The organism is Pseudomonas sp. Bc-h, from assembly GCF_002080045.1.
GTDB lineage: Bacteria > Pseudomonadota > Gammaproteobacteria > Pseudomonadales > Pseudomonadaceae > Aquipseudomonas.
This window is the reverse complement of the sequence record NZ_MUIN01000008.1, coordinates 92,786-116,521: the sequence shown is the minus strand read 5'-3', so window position 1 is coordinate 116,521 and position 23,736 is coordinate 92,786. Positions and strand designations below refer to the sequence as shown.

22 protein-coding genes are annotated in these 23,736 nt (G+C 58.2%); 9 read left to right on the top strand and 13 right to left on the bottom strand.

What is annotated here, in order from left to right; genetic code table 11:
* Positions 1–334: 334 nt before the first annotated feature.
* The 3 genes from BWR59_RS15740 to BWR59_RS15730 all read left to right on the top strand — a co-directional run bounded on the left by BWR59_RS15740 (position 335) and on the right by BWR59_RS15730 (position 2,964).
* A complete protein-coding gene (locus tag BWR59_RS15740; RefSeq protein WP_081566572.1) occupies positions 335–1,828 on the top strand; it encodes an ATP-binding protein in 1,494 nt (497 codons plus the stop codon).
* Positions 1,825–2,445 carry a response regulator transcription factor gene (locus BWR59_RS15735; RefSeq protein ID WP_081566571.1) on the top strand — a complete coding sequence of 207 codons (621 nt, stop codon included), beginning with the start codon at positions 1,825–1,827 and terminating at the stop codon, positions 2,443–2,445. The genes BWR59_RS15740 and BWR59_RS15735 overlap by 4 nt, the downstream gene beginning before the upstream one ends.
* 168 nt (positions 2,446–2,613) lie before the next feature.
* Positions 2,614–2,964: a response regulator gene (locus BWR59_RS15730; RefSeq protein ID WP_081566570.1), complete on the top strand. Its 351-nt coding sequence runs from the start codon at positions 2,614–2,616 to the stop codon at positions 2,962–2,964.
* 250 nt (positions 2,965–3,214) lie between these two features.
* Here BWR59_RS15730 and BWR59_RS15725 read toward each other — a convergent pair whose 3' ends face one another.
* A complete protein-coding gene (locus BWR59_RS15725) occupies positions 3,215–3,799 on the bottom strand; it encodes a hypothetical protein (RefSeq protein ID WP_081566569.1) in 585 nt (194 codons plus the stop codon).
* Between the two features lie 459 nt (positions 3,800–4,258).
* Here BWR59_RS15725 and BWR59_RS15720 point away from each other — a divergent pair, with 459 nt between their 5' ends.
* Together BWR59_RS15720 and BWR59_RS15715 are read left to right on the top strand one after the other, a co-directional pair.
* Positions 4,259–5,257, top strand: a complete 999-nt coding sequence (locus tag BWR59_RS15720; RefSeq protein ID WP_081566568.1) for a response regulator — start codon at positions 4,259–4,261, stop codon at positions 5,255–5,257.
* 3 nt (positions 5,258–5,260) lie between these two features.
* A complete protein-coding gene (locus BWR59_RS15715) occupies positions 5,261–6,220 on the top strand; it encodes a sensor domain-containing diguanylate cyclase (protein ID WP_081566567.1) in 960 nt (319 codons plus the stop codon).
* Between the two features lie 89 nt (positions 6,221–6,309).
* On the opposite strand, the gene BWR59_RS15710 is transcribed toward BWR59_RS15715, so the two are convergent.
* From BWR59_RS15710 to BWR59_RS15655, 12 genes are all read right to left on the bottom strand, one after another.
* Complete coding sequence (locus tag BWR59_RS15710) at positions 6,310–7,104, bottom strand: ABC transporter ATP-binding protein (RefSeq protein WP_081566566.1); 795 nt, start codon at positions 7,102–7,104, stop codon at positions 6,310–6,312.
* Between the two features lie 32 nt (positions 7,105–7,136).
* Entirely contained in the window at positions 7,137–7,925 is a 789-nt protein-coding gene (locus BWR59_RS15705) for an ABC transporter permease (RefSeq protein ID WP_081566565.1), read from the bottom strand.
* Positions 7,922–8,833, bottom strand: a complete 912-nt coding sequence (locus tag BWR59_RS15700; protein ID WP_081566564.1) for an ABC transporter permease — start codon at positions 8,831–8,833, stop codon at positions 7,922–7,924. Before BWR59_RS15700 ends, BWR59_RS15705 begins: the two co-directional genes overlap by 4 nt.
* Positions 8,834–8,837: 4 nt before the next feature.
* Positions 8,838–9,956, bottom strand: coding sequence for an ABC transporter substrate-binding protein (locus tag BWR59_RS15695; protein ID WP_081566563.1), 1,119 nt, complete (start codon positions 9,954–9,956; stop codon positions 8,838–8,840).
* Positions 9,957–9,991: 35 nt separating this feature from the next.
* A complete protein-coding gene (locus tag BWR59_RS15690; protein WP_081566562.1) occupies positions 9,992–10,903 on the bottom strand; it encodes a TauD/TfdA family dioxygenase in 912 nt (303 codons plus the stop codon).
* A gap of 242 nt (positions 10,904–11,145) precedes the next feature.
* Positions 11,146–11,907 (bottom strand): hypothetical protein, encoded by a 762-nt coding sequence (locus BWR59_RS15685; protein WP_081566561.1) that lies wholly within the window; start codon positions 11,905–11,907, stop codon positions 11,146–11,148.
* Between the two features lie 341 nt (positions 11,908–12,248).
* Positions 12,249–13,529 carry a TRAP transporter large permease gene (locus BWR59_RS15680; RefSeq protein WP_081566560.1) on the bottom strand — a complete coding sequence of 427 codons (1,281 nt, stop codon included), beginning with the start codon at positions 13,527–13,529 and terminating at the stop codon, positions 12,249–12,251.
* Positions 13,530–14,057: a TRAP transporter small permease gene (locus tag BWR59_RS15675; RefSeq protein WP_081566559.1), complete on the bottom strand. Its 528-nt coding sequence runs from the start codon at positions 14,055–14,057 to the stop codon at positions 13,530–13,532. It lies immediately after the preceding gene.
* A 66-nt stretch (positions 14,058–14,123) separates the two neighbouring features.
* Entirely contained in the window at positions 14,124–15,107 is a 984-nt protein-coding gene (locus BWR59_RS15670; protein WP_081566558.1) for a TRAP transporter substrate-binding protein, read from the bottom strand.
* A gap of 89 nt (positions 15,108–15,196) precedes the next feature.
* Positions 15,197–16,084, bottom strand: a complete 888-nt coding sequence (locus BWR59_RS15665) for an SMP-30/gluconolactonase/LRE family protein (RefSeq protein ID WP_081566557.1) — start codon at positions 16,082–16,084, stop codon at positions 15,197–15,199.
* 67 nt (positions 16,085–16,151) lie between these two features.
* On the bottom strand, positions 16,152–16,976 hold the full coding sequence (locus BWR59_RS15660; RefSeq protein WP_081566556.1) for an NAD(P)-dependent oxidoreductase: 825 nt from the start codon (positions 16,974–16,976) through the stop codon (positions 16,152–16,154).
* A gap of 180 nt (positions 16,977–17,156) precedes the next feature.
* Positions 17,157–18,416, bottom strand: a complete 1,260-nt coding sequence (locus tag BWR59_RS15655) for an OprD family porin (protein WP_081566555.1) — start codon at positions 18,414–18,416, stop codon at positions 17,157–17,159.
* Between the two features lie 494 nt (positions 18,417–18,910).
* Here BWR59_RS15655 and BWR59_RS15650 point away from each other — a divergent pair, with 494 nt between their 5' ends.
* The 4 genes from BWR59_RS15650 (at position 18,911) to BWR59_RS15635 (ending at position 23,712) form a co-directional block, all read left to right on the top strand.
* The gene (locus tag BWR59_RS15650; RefSeq protein ID WP_081566554.1) at positions 18,911–19,858 is read left to right on the top strand and encodes a substrate-binding domain-containing protein; all 948 of its coding nucleotides are present in this window, start codon (positions 18,911–18,913) and stop codon (positions 19,856–19,858) included.
* 92 nt (positions 19,859–19,950) lie between these two features.
* On the top strand, positions 19,951–21,462 hold the full coding sequence (locus BWR59_RS15645; protein WP_081566553.1) for a sugar ABC transporter ATP-binding protein: 1,512 nt from the start codon (positions 19,951–19,953) through the stop codon (positions 21,460–21,462).
* Between the two features lie 4 nt (positions 21,463–21,466).
* Positions 21,467–22,426 (top strand): ribose ABC transporter permease, encoded by a 960-nt coding sequence (locus BWR59_RS15640; RefSeq protein WP_081566552.1) that lies wholly within the window; start codon positions 21,467–21,469, stop codon positions 22,424–22,426.
* A 200-nt stretch (positions 22,427–22,626) separates the two neighbouring features.
* Positions 22,627–23,712: an alcohol dehydrogenase catalytic domain-containing protein gene (locus tag BWR59_RS15635; protein ID WP_081566551.1), complete on the top strand. Its 1,086-nt coding sequence runs from the start codon at positions 22,627–22,629 to the stop codon at positions 23,710–23,712.
* Positions 23,713–23,736: the final 24 nt, after the last annotated feature.

Here is a 23,736-nt window from a genome sequence, read left to right as displayed (position 1 = left end):
GATTGAAGGTTCATGCGAAGGTCATACGGATGTGACCATTACAAGCCCTGGCGTTCACGCCGGGGCTTGTTCTATTCAGCTGCGCCAATATCAACGCAGCACATATGCTCAATATTCCCATCCCCGGCTGTCATAGCCTGTCTTCACCCCTCATTCCTGCGTATATTTGTGTCCCGTTCGATACGTTCGTCCTATGGGCAAACGATCAACAGAAAAAATACTATTCTGACCTCTCCACACCTTTTGATGGATGAGGCGAACGCGGCATTCGCTGCCCGTAGAAAACATCTTTGCGCTGCCATTCCAATGATTCAAAAAAGGCAAAACGGTCGCAATGAATACTGTCCCAGCTGCTAAGGTAGCGGCTCCCCGGGCCCAGATCCCGCCCAGCGTCTGGCTGTTGAGGCTGGGTGCGTTGGTGCTCGCCTTGGTCATTTTCCTGATCGACTGGCTCAGCTCGCTCGATGTTGCGATTGCCGTGCTCTACGTCGCGGTCATCCTGATGTCCGGAGACCTGTTTTCGCGCGCAGGGGTCGCTACGGTCTCATTGGTCTGTGGGCTTCTGACACTGGCCGCCTTCCTCTTTTCCCACGGGCCCGAATGGCTGGTACCGCCTTTTGCCCGCTGTCTGGTCAGCCTCTGTGCCATCGCCATCACGGCCTTTCTGGCTTTGAAAAATAAGGCGGCTCGTGACGCCTTGCAGGAACAGGTGCATCTGCTCCATCGCAGCGAGGCGTTTCTGGCGGGTGCTCAGCGCCTGAGTCAGACGGGGAGTATCGGCTTGAAAATGCCTAGCGCGGAAATGTACTGGTCCGACGAGGCTCGACGTATTTTTCAGTTCGACGATCATTTGCAGCCGACGCTGGAGTACATGATCGGTCGCACACACCCTGAAGACACAGACGATCTCAAATCCCTCATCGAACAGGCCTATGCGCGTCACTCGAACATGGAGGCCGAGTTTCGAGTGCTCATGAGCGATGGCTCCTGCAAGTTCGTACGCATGCTGGCACGCCAGGTTCATGATGCCTCCGGTGATTGCGAATACATCGGCGCGTTAATGGATGTCACCGCAGCGAAGAATGCCGAAGAGGCACTGCATCGCTCTCAAAGCCAGCTGGCTCATGTCACCCGCGTGACGACTCTGGGCGAGATGGCGGCTTCCATTGCCCACGAGGTCAATCAGCCATTGTCGGCGATCACTACCAATGCCGAGGCTGGACTGCGCTGGTTGAATCGAGAGGTTCCCGACCTGGGCGAGGTACGCAGCGCCATTGAGCGCATCAAGAGCGAAGCGCATCGTGCCAGTGAGGTCATTCGGCGAATCCGGGCCCTGTCGCGCAAGACCGATCCGAAGCATGTTCCCATCGATCTGCAGGATGTTCTGCAGGAGTCGGTCGCGCTCGTGCGGCGCGAGATACTGCGTCACCGTGTGAATTTCGAGTTCAAACCGGTGAGCGAGCCGATGTGGGTCAGGGGCGATAAAGTGCAGTTGCAGCAGGTAATCATCAATTTGCTGATGAATGCCATGCAGGCCATGTCGGGGATGCACGGCAAGGCGCGCACTCTTTCGCTGGTCTTGGGCAACGCTGGGAATGGCGATGTTTCGCTGCGTGTTCAGGACAATGGGCCAGGCATTTCGGTGCCTAACCTGCCCAGCCTGTTCAACCCGTTTTTCACTACCAAACCAGAGGGGATGGGCATGGGCCTGTCGATTTGTCGTTCGATCATCGATGCCCATGGCGGCCGTATCTGGGCAGAGAGCGAGTTGGGCCATGGCGCTGCCTTGAGTTTCTCTCTACCCGCCTGTGAGCAGATTCCATCATGACTACCGCTGACTTGAACCCGATCGTTTTCGTGGTCGATGACGACCCTTCGATTCGCACCGGGCTCGACAGCCTGTTGCGGTCCGTGGGGATGCGCGTCCATACCTATGCCTCCGGTGCGGAGTTCTTGCAGCATCCCTTCGAGGACGTGCCGGCCTGCCTGATTCTCGATGTGCGGCTGCAAGGCGAAAGCGGCCTGGACTTTCAGGTGCGCCTGACGGAAATGAAAGTCTCGATGCCCATCGTGTTCGTCAGTGGCCATGGCGATATCGCAATGTCGGTGAAGGCGATGAAGGCGGGGGCTCTGGACTTTCTGGTCAAACCCTTCCGCGAGCAGGACCTGCTGGACGCCGTGACTCTGGCGTTGCAGAAGGACGGCAAGCGTCGCGAAGCCGGCAAGACCGCCGCTGACTTGAGCGCCCGCTACCAGACGCTCACTGCTCGCGAGCAGGAAGTGATGGCCTACGCCGTCACAGGCTTGATGAACAAGCAGATCGCCTCCGAGATGGGCCTCAGCGAGATCACTGTGAAGATCCATCGTGGGCATGCGATGAAGAAGATGCAGGCGCGTACGTTCGCAGATCTGGTGAAGATGTCCCAGGCACTCGACGGAGCTTGATTCAATCGCCGTGAGCGACACTGGCGCCGTCTACCCCGTCCGTCGCGGTCATACACCCGTATACTTCTCGGGCTGGAGCGGGGCCGGTAACGTGTGGGCTGTTGTGATGCGCATCGCTGCGCATTTCTTTCGGTCCGCAAAAAGGTATATCGCTTGTCCAGCCCCCCAATGATCGCTGTGGTCGACGACGACAACGCGGTTCGCGCCAGCATCGACAGCCTCGTTCGTTCACTGGGTTTTCTCGTAAATGTTTTTTCCTCGGCTGAGGATTTCCTTCGTTCTGACTACGTTCGCAACGCTGATTGCCTGATCACTGACGTGCAAATGCCTAAGATGAGCGGAGTCGAATTACATGAGCATCTGACCACGCAAGGGATTCACATCCCCACCATCTTCATCACCGCCTTTCCCGAAGAAACAGTGCGCAAACGCGCAATGACCGGAACTGCGGTCTGCTTTCTCGCCAAACCGTTTCAGGTGCAGACGTTGATTGACTGTCTGGAATCGACCCTGGGCTAGTTGCGTACTTTAGCGCGCGTTATTTCAACTTTGGCTGTTCTCCCGCCAACACTTGCGCATCTGTCGTTTGCGGACGGCATTGTATAGCTCATTCATTAGTTTGACGAAGATGAGTCCAAGTCGCAGCACTAACCCAGGCTTCAAAAAAGAGACTCACCGGTCTTTCCTGCGGCAGCAGAAAAAGTACTGGCAGATCATAGCTTTGCGCCATTATTGGGTTTGCGTGAAGGGTCAAAGTGTGAAGATTGTTTCAGAGGGCGCCGTGCAAAAGTGATTGCGGCGGTGCGAGAGAGGGAAGGGGATCGGCCGGGATATGGATCTGGATCAGCGCCACCAACTGGCTGATCTGATAAATGCAATCGGTCACCAGATGCAGGCTGTTGTAATCACCATTGATAACAGCCCGGTCCATGAACTCTTTCGCCTGAGTAGAGAAGCCCATCAGGGCATGGGTTCGCGTACCGATGTGCTGGATGCAGGTTGCAAAACTCAGGTTGTGCCAGGCGTCGACGGGGTTGTGCCCCAGCAGGCGGAGAGTCTGCCGTTGAGAGGGCGCCCCCAGATCCAGAATGCGCTCGTCGAGGAACGCCGAACACTGTTCTACGGCAGCCCCGATGCGATGGAACAGTTGGCGTACGTCTACGAAGCTCACGTTGCGCAGCCGCAGCTCAAGGCTGTTGACGTACTGATGCAGCTCGACGGTGATCGTCAGATAGCCTTGCAGCAATTCCACCAGCGCCATCCGCTCCGATACCACTGAGTCGTGGCGAGCACCGGATTGGTTCAGGCTTGCGGCTACGAGGTGGAGTGGCTGCACTTTTTTGTGGCTGTTCATGACGATCTGTCCTCGCAATCCGATGTGAGCATTGATCTGAATCATCGTGGCGACAGCAACAATAAAACACTTGGTCGACAGCCTCACTCCTACGTGAATACAGTGCGGTACTACCTGGGTACAGCAAACTCATACTTCAGTATCGGCCGGCAGAACTTGCCGGCATTGGCGTTCGTCGACGTGACACCGACTCAATTCAATGAAGTAGGCGCGTTAAAGTTGAAATCTTGACGCCATAAAACAAGCGTCCATTTATTTATGAGCAGTTAATAAAATCATGAGCATAAATATTGCATAGCACGCAGCGCCTCTTTGAATGAGTGAAGAAACGACTCACTTTTGCAGGATGCTGTCAGAAGGTTAAATCCCTCTGCACACAGGCTTATGTATTGCACGACAACTAATTGCACTGAAATTCCGGGCCCGGCCTGAAACTCTTTTGTTGTGAGATTGAAAGCGATGCCCATGATCCCCCTGCTGATTTGCGACGACTCCAATATGGCGCGCAAACAGTTGATCCGCGCCTTGCCTTCCGATTGGGGGGTGTCGGTCACGACAGCGACCAATGGACATGAAGGCCTGGAAGCGATCCGTCAGGGCCTGGGCCAGGTGGTGTTACTGGACCTGACCATGCCGGACATGGACGGTTACCAGGCGCTGGCGGCCATGCGTGCCGAAAACATGCAAGCCAAGGTCATCGTGGTGTCGGGCGACGTTCAGGAAGAGGCCGTGCGCCGCACCCTCGAACTCGGTGCGCTGGCCTTCCTCAAGAAGCCGGCAGACCCCCTTGAACTGCAATTGACCCTCCAGCGTCTTGGTCTGTTGGGCGAGCCTTCTCGTAACGTCACCCTTGCGCCGAAGACCGAACACGCCGCGATCAGTTTTCAGGATGCTTTCCGTGAAACCGTCAACGTCGCCATGGGCCGTGCGGCTGCGCTGCTGGCGCGAGTGCTGGGCGTCTTCGTTCAGTTGCCGGTGCCCAACGTCAACATGCTGGAAGTGGGCGAGTTGCACATGGCGCTGGCCGACGCGCAAGGCAGTGATCGGCTGACCGCGGTCTGCCAGGGGTACATCGGCGGCGGAATTGCCGGCGAAGCGTTGCTGTTGTTTCACGACTCTGAAATCGCCGACATGGCGCAGTTAATGAAGATCCGTGACAGCCACTACTCCGAAATGGAAATGCTGCTGGACCTGTCATCGATCCTGATTGGCGCCTGCCTCAGCGGCATCGCCGAGCAAATCGACATCGCCTTTTCTCAAGGCCATCCCCAGGTGCTCGGTGCGCACAACGGCATCGAGGAGCTGATCCGCCTCAACCAGCAGCGCTGGAAAAAGACCCTTGCTGTGGAGATCAGTTACAGCCTGGAGGGTCACAACATTCATTTCGATCTGTTGATGTTGTTCACCGAGGATTCGGTAGAGCGGCTGTCACGCAAACTCGCCTACCTGATGAGCTGATTCATGAACGATCGCATCGACATTAAAGAGCTGCATTGGCTGTTGACCATCACCCAGAGCATCGACGTCGGTGTGGTGGTACTCAATCAGGATTACGAAGTTCAGGTGTGGAACACCTTCATGGAAAACCGCTCCGGCGTATTGCCCTACGAGGCGGCCAACCGTTCGTTTTTCGAGCTGTTTCCCGAGATCAATGAAGACTGGCTGAAAAACAAGATCGACAGTGTGATCACCCTCGGCACCCCCGCTTTCACCATCTGGGAGCAGCGTCCGTATCTGGTGCGTTTCAAGAGCTATCAGCCGATCACCGGGCAAGAAGACTTCATGTACCAGAACACCACGATGTTTCCGCTGCGAGCCACCAGCGGCGACGTTACGCATGTGTGCCTGGTGATCTACGACGTCACCGATGTGGCGACCAACCGCCTGCAACTTCAGGCTGCCAACAGGGAGTTGCAGAAGCTTTCCAGCACCGACCGTCTCACCGGGTTGTACAACCGCGGCCATTGGGAAGAGGCGTTGCGGCTGGAGTATGCACGGCACATTCGCTACGGCACGTCGGCAGCGCTGGTGATGTTCGATATCGATCACTTCAAGCGGGTCAACGACACCTACGGTCATCAGTGTGGCGACAAGGTGATCCAGCGTGTGGCCGACGTGATTCGCGAGCACATCCGCGACTCCGACATTGCCGGGCGCTATGGCGGAGAGGAGTATGCGGTGCTGCTGCCGGACACCGACAAATACGGCGCGGGCATGTTCGCTGAACGGCTGCGGGTGGCCGTCGAAACCCAAGAGGTGTTCCACGAAGGGGAGGCCATTCGTTGCAGCATCAGCCTGGGCGTCGCGGACATGAACTCACCGCTGAGCGAGCACAAGACGCTGATCGAATGGGCTGACCAGGCGCTGTATGCGTCGAAGAAGAACGGCCGCAATCAGGTGTCGTTGCATGAGGCGGGGTAGCAAGGAAGTTTTCTGATTCACAACTGAAGCTCCCTCGCACCAGGATTCATTGCGCCCGCGCCATGGTGGTCATTTTTGCAGTCGCTGACTCAAGCCAGCTCCGCAAAATCGCTCAACACATCGTCGCGCAGCGCAATGAATTTCGCGTCGCTGCGATTGCGCGGGCGGGGGAGGTCGATGTCGACGATGCGCCGAATGCGACCCGGATGCGGCTGCATCACCACCACGCGATCGCCCAGATACACCGCTTCGTCCACATCATGGGTGACGTGAACCATGGTGATCTTTTCCTGCTGCCAGATGTTCTGCAGCTCCCGTTGCAGGCGAGTGCGGGTCAGCGCATCCAGCGCACCGAAGGGCTCGTCCAGCAGCAACACGCTGGGACGATTCACCAGCCCGCGGGCGATCGCCACACGCTGAGCCATGCCGCCGGAAATCTGGTGCGGGTAGGACTCGGTGAAGTCTTGCAGGCCCACGAGAGCAATATGCTCACGCACGGTTTCGCGTTTTTGCGCAGGCGTCAGCGGCGCGTTTTTCAGGCCTACGGCGACGTTTTGCTCGACCGTCAGCCAGGGAAACAGCCGGTGATCCTGAAACACAATGCCGCGCTCGAGACCGGTGCCCTTGATCGGTTTTTCGTCGAGCAGAATCTGCCCGTCAAACTCTTCATCAAGGCCTAGAATCAGCCGCAGCAAGGTCGATTTTCCGCAACCACTGGCGCCGACGATGGTGATGAATTCGCCGGGGGCGATGTCCAGCTGAACGTTGTCCAGCACTTGCAGTTGGCCGTCCGCGCCTGAGCTTGAAAAATGTTTGCTGATGTTTTCCAGACGCAGGCCGTTGCCCTGTTGTGTCGGAAGAGGAAGCGCTTGGCTGGCAGTCATGGGGAATATCCTGAATGGCCGAAGAGAGAAAACTAGCGAGGTGTCATGCCGTAAAGCCGTTGCATGCGCCGTTCGAGTCGTCTGGCCAGCACGTTCAACGCCCAGCCGACCAGCCCGATGATGACCATGCCGAACAGCACCAGATCCATCATGAAATGCTCGCTGCCATCGATCAGCGTATTGCCGATGCCGTCTCCCGACACCAGCAGGTATTCCGCGCCGATGGTCGCCAGCCACGAATACACCAGCGCCAGATAAATCCCGGTGAAGATCGAGGGCAGCGCGGCCGGCAGCATCACACCAATCACCGTTTGCCAACGGCTGAAGCCATACACCTTGGCGACTTCGAGGAATGCTGGAGGCACGTTGCGCAGGCCATCGCAGGTATTGACCACCACCGGCACCAAGGCGGCCAGCGATAGAAACACCACTTTGGCCACATCCCCAAGGCCGAACCACACTGAAATCAGCGGAATCCAGGCGAACAGGGAAATCTGCTTGAACGTGTTGAAACTCGGCCCGACCAGGCGCTCGAAAAGGCGTGAGAACCCCAGCAGGCAGCCGAGGATCAGGCCCAGTGTCGTGCCGATGAAAAAGCCGCTGAGGTTGCGCGCCAGGCTCGATGAAATCGCCCGCCAGAACTGCCCGGACGACACCTGGTCCCACGCCGTTATGGCGACCTTCTGCGGTGAAACCAGCAGCCCCGAATCGCTCCAGCCTTGATTGGCCGCCAGCCACCAGATGGCAACGCCGACTGCCGGCACGACCCAGCCGCGATAGTTGTTGGCGCGGGGAGTTGGAGTGGATGCCAATGAACTCATGCCAGCCTCCCCGGTGTCGCGGCGCGACCCTTATTCAGGCGACGCTCGATGAACTCGAAACCGCGATCGATCAGCAGTCCGACCGTGCCGACCACGACCACTGCAGCCATCACCAGATCCAGCTGAAACAACTGACGACCATAGGCGATCAAGTAGCCGAGGCCTTCGCTGGAGGCCAGCAATTCGACGACCACCAGCGACAGCCAGGCTTTTGTGAAACCCAGGCGCAGGCCGGTGAAAATGGGGGCAACGGCGGACGGCAGGACAATGTCTGTGACGATCTGACGCTGGCTGAAGCCGTACGCCCGACCCACTTCCAGCAAGCGCTTGGGTACCTGATGGAACGCCTGCAACGTACACAGCGTGACCGGCACCAATGCAGCGTGGGCGATCAGCACGTACTTGAGCGGTTCGCCGATGCCGAACAGCAGCAGCGCGAAGGGCATCCAGCCCAAGACCGGGATTTGCACCAGCGCGTTGAACGTGGGAAGCAGATAATCCTCGACGGTTTTCGACAGCCCCATGACCAGACCAAGGCTGACGCCAAGGCCCGAGCCAATCAGAAAACCCACCAGAACGCGTTGCAGACTCGCCGATGCGTTGAGCCAGAGATCACCGGTGCTGATCAGATCGCCCAGCGTCTGGTAAACGAAGGCGGGTGGCGGCAGGACCTGCTCCGATAGCCAGCCGCGTTCGGTACCCAGATACCAGAGCCCGAGCAGCGCCAGTGGCAGCAACCAGGGCAGTGCACCGTTCAGCACGCGTTTTTGCCAGACAGACCGAGGCGCAGTTTTTATCGAAACCCTGCGCGCCGGCCGGGCGGGGAAGTTGGGCAGGCGTTCGACGGGAGCCAGTTTTTTCGCTGGCGCCTGTTGTCGGTCGAGCGCGGTGGCAGTGGCTCTGGCCATGATGTCAGCCTCCGTTGTTGACGGCTTTGTCCGAAGACGCCGTTGCACTGTTGGCTGGGGCCTTGCCGTTCGCGTCGTAGGCGGTCCAGTAATGTTCGAGCCCCTTGGCTTTCAGTGCCGTTTCCAGGTACTTGGTCTCGAACCAGCCATCGATGGTCACAGGGCGACGAATCATTTTTTCGCTTACGGCCTGTTCAGCGACAGTTCGATAACGAGTCAGCAGGAAGTCGTCCACCAGTGGGGAGGCGCTGTCGCGAAGGCTCAGATGGTCAAAGTCGGCCTTCAATGAGGCGACGGGTTCGTTGGTCTTGGCCCATTCGTTGATCACAGCATCACGGTTGCCTGGTTCAGACTCCCATTTCGCAGCATCTACCAAGACGTTGACTACTTTTTGAACATTGTCTGCATGTTCCTTTTCGTAGGCACCGCGAACAACCAGTGCGCACTGGCGGGTGTAGCGCACATCGTTGTCTGGGTTGTCGAAGATGATTTCGATCAATCCCTGATCGCGCAATTTGAAAAGCTCACGACCGCCGAAAGCAGCATCGACTCCTTTCGAAGCAAGCGCCGCCTGGCTACTGCCGTTATCCAGGTTGATGACTTTCAGATCCCGCTCGGTCAGGCCGTGATCGGCTAACAGCTTAAGAAACACCAGGTGCGCATTGGTGCCGCGGAACAGCGCGACTTTCTTGCCCTTTAGGTCCTCGATGCGTTTGATGTCAGAGCCCTTGGGTACCGCGACGTACACATTTGCCCGAACACCGATTCCCGCCAATAGCTTTGTGTCCAGGCCGTTCGAGCGACCGACGACAGCAGGCAGGTCTCCTTGATAGGCGAAGTCCAGCTGTTGGTTGGACAGGGCCTCGTTCACCGCAGGCCCGGCGCCTTTGAAGAAGAACCACTGGATCTCGGTGCCGGTGCCCTCGAAGGCCTTTTCCAGCAACTGCTGGTTACGCACGATACCCAACGGCGAACCGCTGAAGGTGACGGGATCGCCGCCCCCCGCGCTGGCCACGCCGATGCGCAAAACGTCGGCCTCGGCCAAGGGCATCATCAGCAGCGCCGCCAGTGCGGTAGCTACGCTTTTTGTGCTGAATACAGATGTTCGCTTGGCCTTTGCCATGACGGTTTCTTCCTTAAAAAATAGGGGGAGGGGTATCAGGCAGCCAAGTGTTTCTTGTCGGCTTCTGTCTTCGGCGAGAGGGTTTCGGGTGACGGTTTGATCGCCTGGCTGGAGCGCCCGTCGACGCCGACCGGAATGTCGCCCGCCACTGTGGTGCGGCGCACGACACGCTCGGCATTGCCGTAGTCGTTGATCGCGATGTGCTGGGTCGCGCGGTTGTCCCAGATCACTACGTCGCCTTCGCTCCAGCGCCAGCGCACGGTGTTGTCCAAGTGGGTGATGCGATCGTGGAACAGGCGAATCAGCTGTTTGGAATCGTTGCTGCTGACGCCCTGAATCTGTTTCACGAAGTGCCCGAGCAACAGGCTGCGCTCACCGGTCTCCGGATGCACTCGCACCAGCGGATGTTCGGTTTCATAGAGTTCGGCGGTGAATTGTTCGCGGTAGCGTTTCACTCCGGCCTCGCCGGTATCCCGTGGGGCGGCATAGTCGTAGACATTGGTGTGCAAGGCGCGCAGGTTGTCGGCCAATGCTTTCAGCGGAGCCGGCAAATCAGCGTAAGCCGTAGCGGTGTTGGCCCAAACGGTGTCGCCGCCGTAGGGAGGGATCACCACGCCGCGCAAGATGGAAATCTTCGGATAGTTAGCGACGAACGTGACGTCGGTGTGCCAAGAGTTGGCGCGGGTTTCCTTGGCATCCAGATGCAGGATCGCGCTGCTTTTCTCGGCAGAGCGCACGGTGGGGTGCGGAACCTGGTCGCCGAAGCGGCGGGAGAAGCTTTCGTGCTGATCGTCGGTCAGGAATTGCTCGCGGAAGAACAAGACCTTGTGTTTGAGCAGCGCCTGATTGATGAAGTCGAAATCGTGCGCCGAGATGTCGCCGGAAAGTTTGATACCGCTCAACTCGGCACCGATTCTTCCTGCTACGGGTTTGATCTGAATCGCCATGTCCTGAACTCCTGTTTAGGTTGTTGTGGCTCAGATCATAAAGATATAAATCGGCGTTCCGCTAATCACCTTTTGTCATAAATATAGAAGGAGAGTTTATGCAGGGAATTTATGAAGATAACCAGATTTCATAAGCTTATTTCTGAATAGGTCCCTTGGAATTACAGCTGTTCGGCTTGCCGGCGGTGACCTCTCTGGAAACCGCTACCGCTTGCAAGCCGAACCGCTAAAGAGGAACAGTGTCAGGTCTGCGGCACGTCCTCATGCACATCCCGTCCGTTCATCGTCCCCAGCGACTTGCGCAAGCGACTCGCCAGAGAGCTGCTGCCGTGCACGTTGTGATAGTGGAAAACCGCCGTGGCGCGCAGGGCATCTTCGGCCACGGGCAGGTTGGTGTGCAGCGACCGGTAGCCCCAGAACAGATACATATGCCCTGGCTGCATCGCGATGCGGGTGAAGGCCTTGTCATCCATGGCAAACCGGTTTTTGAGATATTTCTGCACCCATTTGTTGTCCACCAGCACCTTGTCCACCAGGTTGCGCAGGTAGCTATGCCTGAGCCGGCGACGGTTGGGCAGCATCAGCAGATCGCCACGCTCGCCGCTTACAGGCATGCACACCGGCATGATGGTGGTCAGGACGAACGAGTCGTAATGGAAGATCAGCGATTCCCTGCGTCCGCCGTTGCCGGTCAGGCAGCGCAGGGTCTGGGTCAGGGTCACATCGCTCGAACGTTGGCCAGTGGCGCCCTCGGTAATGCGGCGGCATAGATCGATGAAATCCCGAGAACTGCCCCAGTCATACAGGGGCGATCCCTGCACGGGCTGTCGGCCGGAGAGGGCAACGTAATCGTTTCCGGCTGCGGCAACGGTGTCAGTGACCAGCGTTTGCAGCTCCTTCAATTGTGCCGGGCTGGCCCAGCCTGGCAAGACAGCGTATCCGTCACTGTCGATGGCCTTTATCAGACTTGCTACCTGAGCATCCGAAAAAGTCGAGTAGGGCATCGGGGTCACCTCGCTGCGTAATCTTCGGAACGTTGGAGCCCTCGGACCTACTGCCTGAGATGTACCGTTTCAGCCGGGCGAAGCGAGAGGTTAGCGACCTAGCACAGCTTCCGCCAGACGTGCGGAATAAATATTTCAAATTATGTTTTTTCGAATCAAAAAAACGGTTTTTCCGTCCGTTTTTGAAACAGATCGCCGCAGAACGGGCGTTTTACGCGGGGCGGGAGGTGTAATGATTTTGTGTCACGTTATATTTCAGTTCGCAGAAATTGTGTGAAGACTTGCCGACGGGACTGAAGTGAAATCGCCCCCGTCGGCAAGTCGTACTGCTACAGCCGGATCTACAACACCAGGCTCGGCAACCACAGCGAGATCGCCGGAATGTACGTCACCGCCATCAGTACCAGGAACAGCGCCACGTAGAACGGCAGCAGCGCCTTGACCGTCGCCTCGATGGTGACCTTGCCCACCGCCGCTCCCACGAACAGCACCGCGCCCACCGGAGGCGTGATCAGGCCGATCCCGAGGTTGACCAGCATGATCATGCCGAAATGCACCGGATCGACGCCGATGCCGACGATTACCGGCAGCAGGATAGGCGTGAGGATCAGGATCAGCGGCGCCATGTCCATCACAGTGCCGAGCAACAGCAGCATGACGTTGATGCACATCAGGATCACGTAGCGGTTGTCCGACAGCGTCAGGAACGCCGTGGTGATCTTCATCGGGATTTCCATCAGCGTCAGGATGTAGCCGAAGCTGGCAGCGAAACCGATCAGGATCATGACGATGGACACCGTACGCACCGCGCGATGCATCAGCTTGGGCAGGTCACGCCATTTGTAGTCGCGGTAGATGAACATCGTGACGAAGAACGCCCACAGCACCGCAATCGCTGCCGACTCGGTGGCGGTGAACACGCCTGACAGGATGCCGCCCAGAATGATGACCATCGCCATCATTCCCCACAGCGCTTCACCGGCGATTTTCAGCGCCTGGCGCAGCGGAATGACTTCGCCCTTGGGGTAGTTGCGCTTGCGCGCGAAGATCATGCACAGCCCCATCATCACCGCACTCAACAGCAGGCCTGGCACGATCCCGGCCACGAACAGCGAGGCGATGGACACCGTGCCACCGGCGGCCAGCGAGTACAGCACCGAGTTATGGCTGGGAGGGGTGAGCAGCGCTTGTACCGAGCCGCTGACGGTCACCGCGGTGGAGAACTCGCGGGGATATCCGTTGCGTTCCATTTCCGGAATCAGCACCGAGCCTACTGAGGCCGTATCGGCCACCGACGAGCCGGAGATGGCTCCGAAGAAGGTCGAGGCAACAATGTTTACCAGTGACAGGCCGCCGCGCACGAAACCCACCAGCACCCCCGCGAACGCCACCAGCCGCCGGGACATCCCGCCCTCGGCCATGATCGCCCCGGCCAGTACGAAGAAAGGAATCGCCAGCAGCGAAAACTTGTTCACCCCGCCCGCTACCTGAATCATCAGCGCATCGAACGGGATCTCGATCCACCACGCGCCGATCAATGCCGACAGGCCCAGTGCATAGGCCACCGGCATGCCGACCAGGATCAACGCGATGAAGCTGCCCAACAGAATAAAAGCGTCCATTCATGCCGCTCCTTCGCTTTCTTCGACCAGATCGAAACGCACGACCCGACGGTGACTCTGGTCGCCCAGAAACAGCTTCTCCAGCACGAACATCAGGGTTAGCACGCCACCGACTGGAATCGGCAGATAGGACACGCCGACTCGCAACCCGGGCATCTCACCGAGGAACTGGTTCCAGGTATTGGCACACAGCTTCCAGCCCTTGACCGCCATAAACAGGCAGACGACGGCCATCAGGATCTGCACCAGAATCGCCGCGCCTTGGCGCAAGGCAGGGGGCATGCGATCGGTCGCCATGTTCACCGCCATGTGCGCGCCGGCTCGGTAACTGGCGGCGGCGCCGAAGAAGGTGAAGACCACCATCAGCAGAATCGCGACAGGCTCGGGCCAACTGGAGCCTGAGCCGAGCACGTAGCGAGCAAAGATGCCCCAGGGGATGATCAGCGCCATCGTCAGCATCGACAGGCCGGCGACGGCGATGCAGAGGCGATAGACGGCGTCGTTGAAGCGCAGAATCGTGTTTTTCATGAGGTCACCACCACGCTTGTGAGCGGGCTTTCGCCCGCTCACAAGAGGGTTATCAGGCTTAGGGAATCACTGAACCGCTTCGATGCGCTTGATCAGGTCGGCGTAGGGCGCGCCGTATTTCTCACGAACTCCGGCTGTGGCGTCATAGAAGGCCTTCTTCTGCTCGGGGCTCAAGGAGATGAACTCCACCCCGGCGGCCTTCAATTTGGCTTCGCTTTCGGCTGATTTCTTGTCCCACAGCACGCGCTCTTCAGCCTGTGCTTCAACCGCCAGCTTCTTCACCAGTGCCTGTTGCTCAGGCGTCAATTTGGTCCAGGTCGCCTTGGAGATGACCACCGGCTCCGGCAGGATCAGGTGCTCGGTCAGGGTGTAGAACTTGGCGTTCTGATAGTGGTTGTGTTCGAGCATGGTCGGCGGGTTGTTTTCGGCGCCGTCGATTACACCGGTCTGCAGGGCGCTGAAGATTTCGCCGGTGGCCATGGCGATGCCGTTGCCGCCCATGGCATTGATGGTGTCGATGAATACCGGGTTGCCCTGCACGCGGATTTTCATGCCCTTGAGGTCGGCGATGTCACGCACCGGTTTCTTGGTGTAGAGGTTGCGCGTGCCGCCATCCATCCACGCCAGCGCGACGAGGTTGAAGTCGGAGTTGGTGATCTTGTCGAGAATTTCCTGACCGATCTCGCCGTCGATGACCTTGCGCATATGGGCGTGATCGCGGAACACGAACGGCAGGTTGAACACATTGACGTCTGGGACCACAGGCCCGACGATCCCCAGGCTCACCCGGGTCATTTGCACTGCATTGGCCTGGACCTGCTCCACCACCTCCTTCTCGGAGCCCAGCACCCCGCCGGCGAACATCTTGAAGCTGATCTCGCCTTTGCTTTCCTTCTCAAGTTTCTTGCCCATCTCCTGTTCGGCGACAACGGGGGGATAGCCTGCGGGGTGTACTTCGGCGAATTTGATTTTGACGTCTGCCAGTGCCGAGTTTGCCAGGCAGAACGCCAGAGGAAGTGCTGCGACGATGAGCTTGCGTTTGAAGTCCATGGATGTTCTCCGGTGTTGTTATTGTTTTTTCAGATAGATCGGTACGACGTTGAAACGGTGTCGCTGAACAGCTCGGCAAAGCGTGCGGGTCAGCCTTTGAAAAGCGGTTCTTCCAGTCCCTTTACGCCCGGTTGCAAGGCGAACACACCGCCTGCCAGCGGCTGATCGCTGAGGTCTCCGCCGGGGCGGATCGAGGTGACGAACAGGGTGTCCAGCTCACGGCCGCCGAACGCGCACATCGAGGGCTTCTTGACGGGCACGGCCAGCGAACGGTCGAGTTTTCCTTCGGGCGTGAAACGGTGAATCAGACCTTCGTCGTTGCCGCAGATCCAGTAGCAACCCTCGGCATCGACCGCAGCGCCGTCGGGACGGCCGGGGTACTGGTTCATGTCGACGAACAGGCGCCTGTTGTGGGGCGTTCCGCTGTCGACGTCATAGTCGAAGGCCCAGATCTTCTGCACAGTCGGATGCGAGTCTGAGAGGTACATGATCTTGCCATCGGGGCTGAAGCCCAGGCCATTGGGCACGATCATGTTGGTGATGTAGGGGGTGAGCGGGGCGCCTTGGCTGCCGTCGAAGCGATACAGCGAGCCCACCTCCAACGCTTCGGCCATGTCCATGAACATGGTGCCGGCCCAGAAACGGCCTTGCCGGTCGCAACGGCCATCATTGAAGCGCATGTTCGAGCGCGGATGCCGAACGTCGATCAGCCGATCCGACGCAACAGTGCCGTCGTCGTTGGGGCGTATCCGGAACAGTCCGTTTTCCTGCCCGGCGAGCCAACTGCCGTCGCCATGGCTTGCGATGCAAGCGAGCATCTGCGGCGCTTCCCAGCTTTGCGTGCTGTTATCCAGCGGGCTCCAGCGATGCAGCCGCTTCGCTGGAATGTCTACCCAGTAAAGCGCTTGTTCCTGCGCGTTCCACACCGGGCATTCGCCCGTGGCGTTGCGTGCATCGAGAATCAACTCAGCCTGCATGACGATCATTCCTTGATGTTGATCGGGCAGGGTCGGCGCAATGTCCGACCGTTTCTATTGCCGGGGATTACTCGTCACCAAACGGGCCTGAGGCAACGAAGGCGCCGCCCTGATAGATCATCGCCGGATCGTCCGCGGCGGGCTTGGGCTGGGCTTCGACCTTGGCGCGGAACTGCTCGGAGCTGTCCTTGGGCTCGTAGCCCAGATGATTCGCCAGACGATTGTCCCACCAGACCGTTTTATTGTCCGACGCGCCGTAGACCACGGTGTGACCGACGTTGGGCGTGAACAGACTGCGCTCGATCAGTTGGGTCAGATCGTCATAGCTCAGCCAACTGGCGAGCATGCGGCGATTCTGTGCTTCGGGGAACGAGGAGCCGATGCGAATGCTGACGGTCTCGATGCCATAGCGATCGAAATAGAAACTGGCCATATCCTCGCCGTAGGACTTCGACAGGCCGTAGTAGCTGTCAGGTCGACGCAGAGCACTGGCGTCGATGGTCTCGTCCTGGCGATAGAAACCGATGACGTGATTGGAACTGGCGAAGATCACCCGCTTCACGCCATGACGGCGCGCCGCTTCATAGATGTGGAAAATGCCGCAGATGTTTGGGCCGAGGATTTCTTCGAACGAGCGCTCGACCGAAACACCGCCGAAATGCACGATGGCATCGACGCCTTCGACCAGTTGATGAACAGCATTTTTGTCGGCCAGGTCGCAGATCTGCACTTCTTCGTGAGGACCGGCAGCGGGGGCCATTTCGGCGATATCGGAAAGACGCAGAGTATTTGCATAGGGACGCAGGCTTTCGCGCAACACCTTGCCGAGACCGCCAGCGGCACCGGTCAGCAGAAGGCGATTGAACGGAGTCTGGGCGTTGAATTGAGTCATCGGAAAAGCCCTGATTCTGATGTTGTTGTTATAGGTGTCATCGGTTGTCGTATGACGTTTGCGCGATTATCGGTAACGGTTGTGATTTTTGTCAACGCGACGAAAGTTGAAGCCTTCATCGCGCCGTCCCTCGACGCTCGTGTGGGCCTGTCATAGCGCCCAATACGCTCTAAATCACATTTACCTGAGCGATATCGGGTAACTGACGAATATGCGGTTCTCGTCGAATTCATTGGTGCTGAAATCGCGTCTCATCGAAGAGTTGCGCCATCTGAAATTGAGACTCTTGAACGTCCCGCTTTGTACCGTGTAGGCCAGTTCAGATTCACGACCCCACTCCTTGCCGTCGGTCACGGCCCCGATATGAACGTTATCGCCACTGATGTAGCGGTTCATCATGGTTAAGCCGGGAATGCCGAAGATCGCGAAATCCAGATCGTGACGAAGCTGCCAGGAGCGCTCCTGAGCATTGTCATAGCTGGAGTTGTAACTGTCGTTGGCCAGGGTGCCGCCGCTGGTACCGTTGACTCTCATCCATTGATCGTCGCCGTAGAGCTTTTGCAGGCCAAGGTAGAGGGTGTTGCCCTTGTAATTGGCAGAAAGCATCGCATAAGCGGTCTTGTTATCCAGTTCGCCAGCCAGTTTGCGGCCGTCTTCCTTGCCCTGGAAGTAACCGAGATTGGCGCCCAGCGTCCAGTCGCCTACGGGTTGCTTATGAACAAGGTTCAGGAACTCCTGCTGGTAGATATCTTCCAGTTGCGCATACCAGAGACCGACCTGGGTGCGCTTTTCGTTGAACGTGTATTCGCCACCACCGAAATTGAACCGGTCCGACTTGAATGCCGCCGATTTACCGTTCATGAACATGTCTTCCATGCTGGCGTCGTTGCGCGGGCTGTTGCCGCGGAACTGACCGCCATAGAGCGTAAAACCAGCGATTTCTTTGGATGTGATCTGTCCGCCACGGAATGTCTGTGGCAGCGAGCGTCCGTCATCAGACCGGAGAATCGGTAGAACCGGCATCCATTCACCGACACGCAATTCGGTATTGGAGACACGCGCTTTGGCCGCGACGCCCAGTCGACCGAAATTGTCCGCAGGTCGGCCGTCATCATGAATCGGCAATAACTGCGATCCGCCTGTTCCCTTGCCGCCGTCGAGCTTCTGAGAGTAGAGCCCCAGTACGTCCAGGCCGAAGCCGACAGTGCCCTGCGTGAAGCCGGATCTCACATCGAGGATAAAGTTTTGCGTCCACTCTTCGGCGTAATTCTGAGGGTTAGCCGGGTTTGTGAAGTTTCGATTGAAGTAAGCGTTACGCAGATTGAGCGAGGCTTTGGTGTCATCGATGAAACCTTCTGCGTGGCTGATGCCGGGCAGACTAAGCGCAACGCTGCCTGCTCCCAGCAATAGCCAGGAACGCGTGGTGGTCTGAAAAGCCATTTTTATTGTTCTCCCTTTTTTTGCCAACGCGCGCGCACCGATGATCGCTTCGAATACGAACGCAAGTAATCCACTGATCGTCATGATCTGGTTGATTGGCTGAGGCGCTACCGACCCTGCTTCAGCGCTGTTTGAACGAGCAGCCGCTCGATTCAGCCGGGAGTGAAACCGGCAATAGCGAAGTAGAAGTCTGGAGGGGAAAGGAGACGGTGATTTTCGTGAAGCGACAGGTGCCGACGGATCCATGGTGTCATCTGGATATTCCTTTTTTATTGTTGTTATCTGTTATGCGTTGTCGTACAACGCAGGCCCGAGTATTGACAGAGAAAATTGTGCTGTCAACGCCGGGCCCCTGAAATATCACCCACATGGCTTCTAGCCGACGAATGTCCTATGACTAGCGGCGGTTGCGGACCGATTGTTTCTCTGCTAATTTCGAAAATGTTAACGATGACATTTCCGCTTTAACAATAAAAACAACGGGATTTTTCGCTATGACAATCCGCCTCAAGAAGGGCTTCTCCGCCGTTTTTTGTTCGCTCGCTGTGGCTGTAGCGTGCGCCGGTTCCTTCACCGTTCAAGCCGCCGATGCTGCCAAAGCCGGTCCGCTGAAAGTCGGTGCCTCGTTTCAAGAGATCAACAACCCTTATTTCGTGACCATGAAGGACGCTCTTCAGGACGCCACCAGCAGCATTGGTGCGACCTTGTTGGTCACCGACGCACGCCATGATGTCTCCAAGCAGATCAGCGACATCGAAGACATGCTGCAGAAGGGCATCGATATCCTGATCATCAACCCGACCGACTCCGTGGGTGTGCAGTCCGCTGTTAAGCAGGCCCATGACAAAGGCGTCGTGGTCGTCGCGGTCGATGCTCAGGCCAACGGCCCGCTCGATTCCTTCGTCGGCTCCAAGAACTACGACGCGGGTGTGCAGGCCTGTGAGTATCTGGCCAAGAACATCGGCGGCAAGGGTGATGTCGGCATCCTCGATGGCATCGCTGTGGTGCCGATCCTTGAGCGCGTTCGCGGTTGCAAAGACGCATTGGCCAAGCACCCGGACATCAAGATTGTCAGCATTCAGAACGGCAAGCAGGAACGTGATCAGGCGCTCAGCGTGACTGAGAACATGCTCCAGGCGCAGCCGAACATGAAAGGTCTGTTCAGCGTCAACGACAACGGCTCGCTCGGCGCGCTGGCGGCCATCGAATCCAGCGGCATGGACGTCAAGCTGACCAGCGTCGACGGCTCGCCGGAAGCGGTGAAGGAAATCCAGAAGCCGAACAGCAAGTTCATCGCCACCTCCGCTCAGTACCCGCGCGATCAGGTGCGTCTGGCGCTCGGGCTTGCGCTCGCCAAGAAGTGGGGCTCGCAAGTCCCGGCGACCATTCCGGTCGACATCCTGCTGGTGGATCAGGCCAAGGCCAAAACCTTTACCTGGTGACGGCCGTGTCGTCGCTCGCCTGACCTCCGTCCGGCGAGCGCCACGGGTTCACGCTCTGCCATCACACAGAGCCGTGCTGCGATGAGGTGCGTATGAGCTGCCTTCTGCAATTGGAAAACATCTGTAAAAGCTACCCCGGCGTGCATGCGCTCAAGTCGATCAATTTGCAGGTCGAGCGCGGCGAGATCCACGCCTTGCTCGGCGAGAACGGCGCGGGCAAATCCACGCTGATGAAGATCCTCGCCGGAGTCGAGCATCAGGATCAGGGCAGCATCCGTATCGATGGCGCGGAACAGCATTTCGCGACCTACAACGAAGCCATCGCCGCAGGCATCGGCATCGTCTTTCAAGAGTTCAGCCTGATCCCGTACCTCAACGCCGTGGAGAACATTTTCCTCGGCCACGAGATCGTCAATGGCTTCGGGTTGCTGCGTAAGAGCCAGATGCGCGAGAAGGCTATCGGGCTGTTCGATCGTCTCGGGGTGAAGATCAATCTGGACTGCTCGGTGCAGCACTTGAGCGTTGCCGAGCAACAGTTTGTGGAGATCGCCAAGGCGCTGGCCCTCGAAGCACGGTTGCTGATTCTCGACGAACCCACCGCGACGCTCACGCCCTCCGAAGCCGAGTTGTTGTTCGACATCATGCGCGAGCTGAAGAGTCAGGGCGTGGCGGTGATTTTCATCTCTCATCACCTCGAAGAAATCTTTCAGGTTTGCGACCGCATCAGCGTGCTGCGCGACGGCGCCAACGTTGGCGCGCTGACCGTCGCCGACAGTGACATCGACACCCTGGTGGAGATGATGGTCGGGCGCCGTCTGGAAGCGAGCTTTCCGCCCAAGCCGACACAGGCCCGAGGCGAAGTGGTGTTGCAGGTGCGTGACATTCAGCTGACCCGCAACGGACCGCACAACAGCTTCAATCTGCACAAGGGCGAAATTCTCGGCTTTGCCGGGCTGGTCGGCTCCGGGCGCACCGAGCTGGCGCTGGGCGTCATCGGGGCGTTGCCGGTGGTGAGCAAGGACGTGATGCTTCGTGGCCACTCGGTCAACCTCAGCGACCCCGCTCATGCGCTGGCAAACGGTATTGGCCTGTTGCCGGAAAGCCGCAAGAGCGAGGGGCTGATCGTCGATTTCAGCATTCGGGAAAACATTTCGCTGAATAACCTGAGCAAGTACGAGAGCGCGGCGCATCTGGTGGATCGACACAAGGAAGATACCACCACTACCGATCTGATGAAGCAGCTGTCGATCAAGGCGCCAAACTGCGAAAGCCGGGTGCTGAACCTCAGCGGCGGCAATCAGCAGAAAGTCGTCATTGCGCGCTGGATCAATCACCACTGCGACATCCTGATCTTCGACGAACCGACCCGAGGCATCGACGTCGGCGCCAAGGCCGAGATCTACAACCTGATGCGCAAACTCACCGAACAAGGCTTCGCGATCATCATGATCTCCTCGGAACTGCCGGAAATCATCGGCATGTGCGACCGCGTAGCCGTCTTCAACAAGGGCGCCATTGTCAACGTGCTGCAGGCAGACGACATCAATCCGCAAGAAGTGATGCGCCATGCCACCGGGAGTCTGAACAGTGAACACCTCCATTAAAACCATGACCTCACAACCGAACCGGATGAAGCTCAACTTCGCCCAACTGATCCGCTCGCCGGCGTTTTATCCCTTTGTGGGGCTGGTGGTGGTGACGGTGTTCATGATCTTCGCCAGCGACAAATTCCTCACCGGCGCGAACCTGGAAAACATTGCACGGCAGGTGTCGATCAACGCGATCATCGCCGTGGGCATGACCTGCGTGATCCTCACTGGCGGCATCGATTTGTCTGTCGGCCCGGTGATGGCGCTGTCTGGCACCTTGACCACCGGCTTGATGGTGGCGGGCGTACCAGCGCCGATTGCGATCCTCATCGGTTTGCTGATCGGCGTGGGGTTTGGCGTGGGCAATGGGATCTTCGTCGCCTACCTGAAAATGCCGCCGATCATCGTGACGCTGGCGACCATGGGTATCGCTCGCGGGCTGGGCCTGATGTACACCGATGGCTATCCGATTTCCGGGATGCCGGACTGGTTCGCCTGGTTTGGTCGCGGCACCCTGTTCGGCATTCAGGTGCCGATCCTGATCATGCTGGTGACCTACTTCTTCGCCTGGGTGCTGCTGCAACACACGCGCATCGGGCGTTATGTGTATGCCATTGGCGGCAACGAGGAAGCGGTGCGCCTCTCCGGCGTGCGCGCTTCGCGTTTCAAGCTGCTGGTGTATTCGATCAGTGGCCTGACCGCGGCGATTGCCGGGCTGGTGCTGTCTTCGCGATTGATGAGCGGCCAGCCCAACGCCGGCGTTGGTTTCGAACTGGATGCCATTGCGGCGGTAGTGCTCGGCGGTGCCTCGATTGCCGGCGGTCGCGGCGTGATCATTGGCACGCTGGTCGGCGCCATGCTTCTGGGCGTATTGAACAATGGTTTGAACATGCTCGGCGTCTCGCCTTATGTGCAGAGCGTGATCAAGGGCGCAATCATCCTGCTGGCGATTTTCATCAGCCGGCAGCGGCATAAATAAATCTGTGTTGTTAGAACCGACGCTCTCGCGAGCAAGCTCCCTCCCACAATTGATCGGAGTAAGGCACGTTTTTGTAAGCAGCCACAAACCTCTGGGAGGAAGCTTGCTCGCGAATACGTCGGTACAGCCAACGACGAATTCAAACTGACAACCGGGGCCGCTTTCAGCCTCAACCCAAACATCTCAACAGGTAACCCGACATGGAACAAAATACAAAAACCACCATGCAAGCCGTCGTCTGCCACGCGCCGAAAGACTATCGTCTGGAACAGATCACCAAGCCGGTCGCGCGCATCAACGAACTGGTGATACGCATCGGCGCCTGCGGCATCTGCGCCAGTGACTGCAAATGCCATTCGGGTGCGGCGATGTTCTGGGGCGGCGAAAGCCCGTGGGTCAAGGCGCCAGTGGTGCCGGGCCATGAGTTCTTCGGTTACGTGGATTCTGTGGGCGAGGGCGCTGAAGAGCACTTCGGTGTGAAGGTCGGCGACAAGGTGATTGCCGAGCAGATCGTGCCCTGCGAGAAGTGCAAATTCTGTAAGTCCGGCAAGTACTGGATGTGCGAAGTGCACAACATCTTCGGCTTCCAGAAAGACGTGGCCGAAGGTGGCATGGCGCAGTACATGCGCATCCCGAAAACCGCCATCGTGCACAAGATTCCCGAGTCGGTTTCGCTGGAAGACTCCGCGTTGATCGAGCCAATGGCCTGCTCGATTCACACCGTCAACCGTGGCGACGTGCAGCTCGATGACGTGCTGGTGATCGCCGGTGCGGGTACCCTGGGCCTGTGCATGGTGCAAGTCGCCGCACTGAAAACGCCGAAGAAACTGGTGGTCATCGACATGGTCGACGAGCGTCTGGAGCTGGCGAAGAAATTCGGCGCCGATGTGGTGATCAACCCGAGCCGCGACAACGCGAAAGAAATCATCAACGGCCTGACCGATGGCTATGGCTGCGACGTGTACATCGAAACCACAGGCGTGCCGGTTGGCGTGACCCAGGGGCTGGATCTGATTCGCAAGTTGGGGCGTTTCGTCGAGTTCAGCGTGTTCGGCGCCGAGACCAGCGCCGACTGGTCGATCATCGGCGACCGCAAGGAGCTGGACGTGCGCGGTGCTCACTTGGGCCCGTATTGCTACCCGATCGCCATCGACCTGTTCGAACGCGGCCTGGTGACTTCCAAAGGCATCGTGACCCACGACTTCGGCCTGGATGACTACGCCGAGGCATTTGCATTGGCGGACTCGACCAAGTCGATCAAGGTGCTGCTCAAGCCGGTCAACTGATCCCGTTGGTCTGACATGTGAATA